4 protein-coding genes are annotated in these 6053 nt (G+C 60.0%); all 4 read left to right on the forward strand.

The window, feature by feature from the left end; genetic code table 11:
• Nucleotide 1: 1 nt before the first annotated feature.
• Entirely contained in the window at nt 2–1234 is a 1233-nt protein-coding gene (arsJ, locus tag APH30_RS14920) for an organoarsenical effux MFS transporter ArsJ (RefSeq protein ID WP_044047293.1), read from the forward strand.
• Between the two features lie 737 nt (nt 1235–1971).
• On the forward strand, nt 1972–2910 hold the full coding sequence (locus APH30_RS14925) for a LysR family transcriptional regulator (protein WP_054912980.1): 939 nt from the start codon (nt 1972–1974) through the stop codon (nt 2908–2910).
• A 520-nt stretch (nt 2911–3430) separates the two neighbouring features.
• Nucleotides 3431–4621, forward strand: coding sequence for a multidrug effflux MFS transporter (locus APH30_RS14930; protein ID WP_054912981.1), 1191 nt, complete (start codon nt 3431–3433; stop codon nt 4619–4621).
• A gap of 259 nt (nt 4622–4880) precedes the next feature.
• Nucleotides 4881–6053: hypothetical protein (locus tag APH30_RS14935; RefSeq protein WP_054912982.1), on the forward strand; the 1173-nt coding region annotated here is incomplete at its 3' end.

Genomic DNA, 6053 nt, shown 5'->3' on the forward strand with positions numbered 1-6053 from the left:
CATGAAGGCGTTGTCAGCCCTGTCTGCGGAAGTGCGTCAGTACCTGCTGGTTACCGGCAATTACTGGGCCTTCACCCTTACCGACGGCGCTTTGCGCATGCTGGTGGTACTGCACTTCCATTCGCTGGGCTACACGCCGCTGCAGATCGCGGCGCTGTTCCTGTTCTACGAAGTGTTCGGCGTGATCACTAACCTCGTGGGCGGCTACCTCGGCGCCCGCCTGGGGCTCAACCGCACCATGAACATCGGCCTTGGCATGCAGGTCTTCGCCCTGCTGATGCTCACGGTACCAGCAGCCTCGCTGACGGTGCCGTGGGTGATGGCGGCCCAGGCGCTCTCCGGCATCGCCAAGGACCTGAACAAAATGAGCGCCAAGAGCTCCATCAAGCTCCTGGTGCCGGACAGCCAGCAAGGCATCCTCTACAAATGGGTGGCCATCCTGACGGGCTCGAAGAACGCTCTCAAAGGCGTGGGTTTTTTCCTCGGGGGAGCATTGCTCGCGTTGCTCGGTTTCACCCAGGCGGTGCTGGCCATGGCGGCGGTGCTGGCCCTGATCTGGATCGGTAGTCTGATGCTGCTGAAAAAGGACTTGGGCAAGGCCAAGGCCAAACCGAAGTTCCGCGACATGCTGTCCAAGAGCCGGGCCATCAACATCCTCTCGGCCGCACGGCTGGTTTTGTTCGGTGCGCGGGATATCTGGTTCGTCGTGGCACTACCGGTGTACCTGAGCTCTGCGTTTGGCTGGGACTTCTGGCTGGTCGGCGGTTTCTTGGCCGTCTGGGTAATCGGCTATGGCATCGTCCAGTCGTTTGCCCCCCATATCACCGGCAAGAGGCGTGGTCATGTACCCGATGGCCGAGCAGCCTTCATCTGGGCAATCGCTCTGGCCGGACTGCCTGCGCTCATTGCCGTGGGCCTGTCGGCAGGCTGGTCGGCAAAGGTAGTCTTGCTCGGTGGGTTGATGCTGTTCGGTGTGCTGTTCGCCGTGAACTCATCGCTGCACAGCTACCTGATCGTCAGTTATGCCAAGGAAGATGGCGTCTCCCTGGATGTAGGCTTCTACTACATGTCCAACGCCCTCGGTCGTTTGGTCGGCACACTGCTGTCAGGTTGGGTGTTTCAGGCCTATGGGTTGGAGGCTTGCTTGTGGGTTTCCAGCGTCTTCGTATTGGTCGCTGCACTCATCTCGATTGCTCTGCCCAGGCACACTGAAATGGCACAGCAGACGCACTGATCTGAGAGGAAATGCGGAAGCCATCAGGCCTTCGCTTTCATCACAAAGTGCTCCATTTCTGCTGCGGTATTTCGGGCCGTGCGGGACACCCCGTTCACAGAACGTGTTGCTTACGCGCCTCCGCCACAGGCGGGACCATCATGACATCGCCCAACCCACCGACTGGCTGGTCAATGACGCGCCCGGGGAGTTTTTCTCTAGCGCAACCGTCCTGGCACAGTTCAATTCTCTAACTCCACTGTCTCCGTTCCAAGCACAAAAGATACCATCATAATTTTTTCGGGTTTTTTCCGAGGCGTACCCCTGCGATTTTTCTCCGGCTGAACCTTTGCTGTGACAACCGTTATTGTTGTGACAACCTTTATTAAACGAAAACCCCCGAGATTTTTTGAAAAGCGATGCTTTGTGACAACCTTTAATTTCGCTTCCACAGGATCAACCTCCCCGCTAGGCCGCGAATTTCCAGAGGTTTTGTGACAGAGTTTATTAATAAGCAACACCTGAGCTGGTTTCCGGCAATAAAAGTGGTACCGCGACATTAAAAGCGGTCATGCGCGATCGCGGCCTCTTGGTGATCCAGGCTCCGCTCGCGTCCACCACTGGCACTGCCGGGGGGGGGCGCAGTAGCGCCCCAGCCGAGCACCCCATAGAGCGGTGGCAACCACACCAGCACCACGGTCGCGGCTTGGTTGGCTGTGGCCAGCTGTGCGGCCTGGGCAGGCTAAGAAGGAATTTCTATGCTCCACAGCAACTACCTCAAGCAGTTGGATCTGCAGGACATCGTGGTGTTTCTCAACTTGCTGGAGTTGCGCAGTTCCAAACGCACCGCTGAGCTGATGAGCGTAAGCCAGCCGACGGTCAGTTATTGTTTGAAGCGGCTGCGCGGCTGCTTTGACGACACGTTGTTCTCTTCATCCCAAGGGGTACTGCAACCGACCAGCAAGGCCGAGAAGATCGCGCCTTATTTGCGCGTGGTGGTCGAGTCGGTCAACCGCTGCGCGGAAGACGAATATCAAGCATCTGCCCAAGCCGTGCGTAAGATCTGGCGGCTCTGCGCGCCGGAGTATTTCGAGTTGTCGTTCCTGCCGCAAACCCTGGCGATGCTGTCGCACACGCATGCCAATACGTCGCTGCACCTCGACCGCCTGAGCCGCGACCTGCCTGTGGATCAGCTGATGTCAGGGGAAATTGACATCGCGATCGGCTTCGGTCCGGGCTATCACCAGATGCACCCGGAGTTGCAATGGCAAGCGGTGGTCAACGACGACTTTGTCTGCCTGACCAGTCAAAACGGGTTGGCCAACGACGCGGCCATGAGCCTGGATGAATTCTGCGCCTCGCCCCACGTATTCCCCACACCGTGGATTTCGGAAAAGAACATGGTCGACAGCTGGCTGGATAAAGTCGGCCGCTCCCGCAATGTGCTGGTGCGCGCCAATGGTTACCAAGCCTGCGTGAACATCGTTGCCGCGGTACCGGCCACGCTCGCACTGCCGGCGCGCCTGTTGCCGCACTTGCGCATTCCGTCATCAGCGAAAGTCTGCCAGCCGCCGCTGGGTTTCCCAACGTTCACCTTGGACATGATCTGGGCGCGCGACCGCAGCGACAGCAAAGATATAGCCAGCCTGCGCAGGTTGATCGAACAGGTGGCCGAGGCGTTGTTGACGGAACGATGAAACAGGCTTTTAAATTTTCACCACGCTTTTAGATTTCTTAAAACCAGCCAGCCGCTCATTTCTCTTATCGTGTGGTCATCGGGTAGCGCAAGACCTACCTGAGTTCCACGCTTTCACGGAGGAATGAGTCATGCTGGCGTACGCCCACCTGTGGTATTTCCCTTTTTCCAACAACCGACGCCGTGCTACGGCTTCGAGTGTGCCATTGCGGTCGATCGCTACATGCGTGTAAGCGATTCGATCAGCCCCATGCACATCGTGCGCAATTTCTACAAAGGCCGGCACGGCTCGTTGTCTCCAGGAAGCGGCGCGTACCCACTACCTCAGGCACTACGACGCCACCCCCCGAGCCTTCGCTTCGTTTCGTAGCGCCAGCAGCGCCGATCAAGCCCGGGTCAAGGATCCGCAGGTCAATCGGGGTTCCTACCACAAACAAGGCCCTGCCCACTTTCAACCGCCAGGCCTCGGCCTGACCACGACGCGCGCCGGGCATCCGCTGCCCGGTGCGCCGGAGGTAAGCATGAACGCGACCAAGCGTTACGAGAATTTCATTGTCTTCCTGGCGCCGCTGATCAACAGCGTGGGCGGTATCGCCATCGACCTGTACGCGCCGAGTATCCCCTCCATTGGCCGTGAACTGTCAGCCAGTCCGGCGCTGATGCAGAACACCATCACCATCACCCTGCTGTTCTACGCACTGGGGCAGCTGTTCTTCGGCATCATGGCCGATGCCCGTGGGCGGCGGCCGGCGGTGCAATCAGGGCTGCTGGTGTTCCTCGCGGGCAGCGTGCTGGCAACCGTGGCCACGTCCATCGAGATGCTCCTGCTCGCCCGCGCCCTGCAAGGCTTCGCCATCGGCGCCTGTCAGGTAGTTGCCCGTGCGCTGCTGGTGGACATCGTCAAAGGGCCGCGTTTCTACGTAGCGATCATCTACCTGAGCCTGGCCTTCGGCCTGGGGCCGGTGATCGCGCCGTACATTGGCGGGGTGATCGAAGTGCACCTTGGCTGGCGCTACAACTTCGTCCTGTACGCCGTATACGCCGTCATCGTGTTGGCCTTCGTGCTGGCAGGGCTCAAGGAGTCGTTGCCCGCAATGAACAGACGCAGCGCCTTGCAGACCTGTGCCGGCTACCGCCCGATCCTGGCGGACAGCCGCTTTCGGGCCTCGGTGGTTGTGCTCGGCTCGAGCTTCTCGGCGTTTCTGCTATGGAACGTGTTCGGCCCACACATCGTCCAGGAACGCCTGGGGCACAGCGCGCAATACTTCGGCACCACCGCGCTGGCTGTGGGTAGCTGCTACCTGGTCGGCACTCTGGTCAATCGTGCGCTGATCCGGCAGGTCAAGCCACGGCTGCTGATGTGGGCAGGAATGGCGGTGTTTCTGCTCGGCGTGGTGACCATCGCCACGCAGGCAGAGGACCTTCACCTGGTCTCGATCTTGGGTGGCATCATGCTGGTCGCGTTCGGTCAGGGCTTCATCTTCTCCAACGCCATGGCCAACTCGATGTCGCTGTTCCCCGACCGCGCCGGTGTTGCCGCCAGCCTGCAAGGCTGCCTGATGCTGGTATTCGGGTCATTGGCCTCGGCGCTGGTCAGCGCTTTGCCGCTGACCTCGAACCTGGCAATTGCCTGCGTGTTTCTGGTGCTTTGGTTGATCTCGTTGTCGGGCATGCTGAGCGTGCGCGTGCCGCGTCAAGCCTCGGTGGCCTGAAGCGTGCCGACCCCGGCGGTGCAGAGTATCTGCTGCCGGGGTCGGCCAGGCAGCGCTGAGCCGCCCCTGATGAAGCGCGAGAATAGGCGCTTAGACAAGTGCCTCAATTGCAATATCCCTACCTTTCGTCGGACATTTATTAGCCTTTCTCTAGACCGACTAGCCTCCAGCTTAGCGTCAGGGATAACGCTGAACATTCGGCCCAGGAAGGGCCAATACGCCTCGTCGTCCCGACGCATTACCTGCTGAGGAGACGATAATGAGAAGAACGCTGAAACACTTGGCATACCTAGGTGCAAGCTTCACCAGCGTGCTCGCCATGGCTGATTCGGCTGGCCCGCCCGTACTATCCCCCACCATCCCCTTCGACGTCAGCGCCAACCCGCCTTTCAGCCTGGAGAGCCTGCAACACGACTTCGACGTGTTGTCGTGGCAGACCTTCATCGCGCTCAACTGGCCGGCTAATGCGGACGGCAGCGCCAACACTTCGCAGAAGATCGGCGCCCCTGGCAAAACCGTGTGGGAATCGTGGAAAGAAAGCTACGAGATCTTTCTGCCCCAGGGCCAGAAACCAGTCGCGTGGGACCAGCAGGCGCCGATACCTGCAGCCTGCCAAGGCAAGGGCGATCTGCCCGTACTGCAACAAATGGGTAAGGTCGCCGGTGTGCTCGATGAGTTCATCCAGCCGTTCAAGACCGGTCCCCTGGTCGACCAAAATGGTACCTATACGCGTAATGCGATCATGGTCAACCAGTCGATGTTCGACGATATCGTCAACAACGGCCTGTACAGCAAGGAGGGGCAACAAGCGTTTCTGGCCAAGGCCGACAACCGCATCGCCTTTGCCTGCGGTTCACAGGATACGGAGCAGGTTGGCGCGATCATGGTGAAGTCGGCCTGGAAGGTGCTGGGTGGCAGCGACAACCCAGGGGAATTCCATGCCGTTGACGCCTTGGTCTATACCCCAGGCAATGCCGACCCTGGCAAGGGCGCAGTGATCCCCGAATCATGCAGTGCGCAGAAGGTCGGCCTGGTCGGCCTGCACATCGTGCACAAGACCAAGGATGCACCGCAGTGGGTGTGGTCAAGCTTCGAGCATGTGCGCAACGTGCCGGAAAAGACCACACCGCTGAACGAGCGCAAAGGCCCCTATCTGTTCTACGACGCCCAGGCCAGCGGACGACCGGTGAACGAGCCGCCTGCACAGCCGTGGGATCCGTCCAAGCCGGCCACGCCTTCGCAGATCGTACGGGAAGTGCCGCTTACGGCTGCGACTCACCAGCTCAACGCCCAGTGGCAAGCCGCGCTCAAAGGTACGGTGTGGGCCAACTATCAACTGATCAGCACTCAATGGCCGACCGCCCCAGCGAAGGACTGTCAGGTGCCTTCGGCCACCAACCCGTTGGGCACCCCCGCGCCGACGTTCCTGGCC

It is taken from the genome of Pseudomonas sp. NBRC 111127 (assembly GCF_001320345.1).
GTDB lineage: Bacteria > Pseudomonadota > Gammaproteobacteria > Pseudomonadales > Pseudomonadaceae > Aquipseudomonas > Aquipseudomonas juntendi.

What these genes read in the sequence shown, in the direction of transcription:
- arsJ (WP_044047293.1), top strand. Translation starts at nt 2, where the DNA reads ATGAAGGCGTTGTCAGCCCTGTCTGCGGAAGTGCGTCAGTACCTGCTG.
- APH30_RS14925 (WP_054912980.1), top strand. Translation starts at nt 1,972, where the DNA reads ATGCTCCACAGCAACTACCTCAAGCAGTTGGATCTGCAGGACATCGTG.
- APH30_RS14930 (WP_054912981.1), top strand. Translation starts at nt 3,431, where the DNA reads ATGAACGCGACCAAGCGTTACGAGAATTTCATTGTCTTCCTGGCGCCG.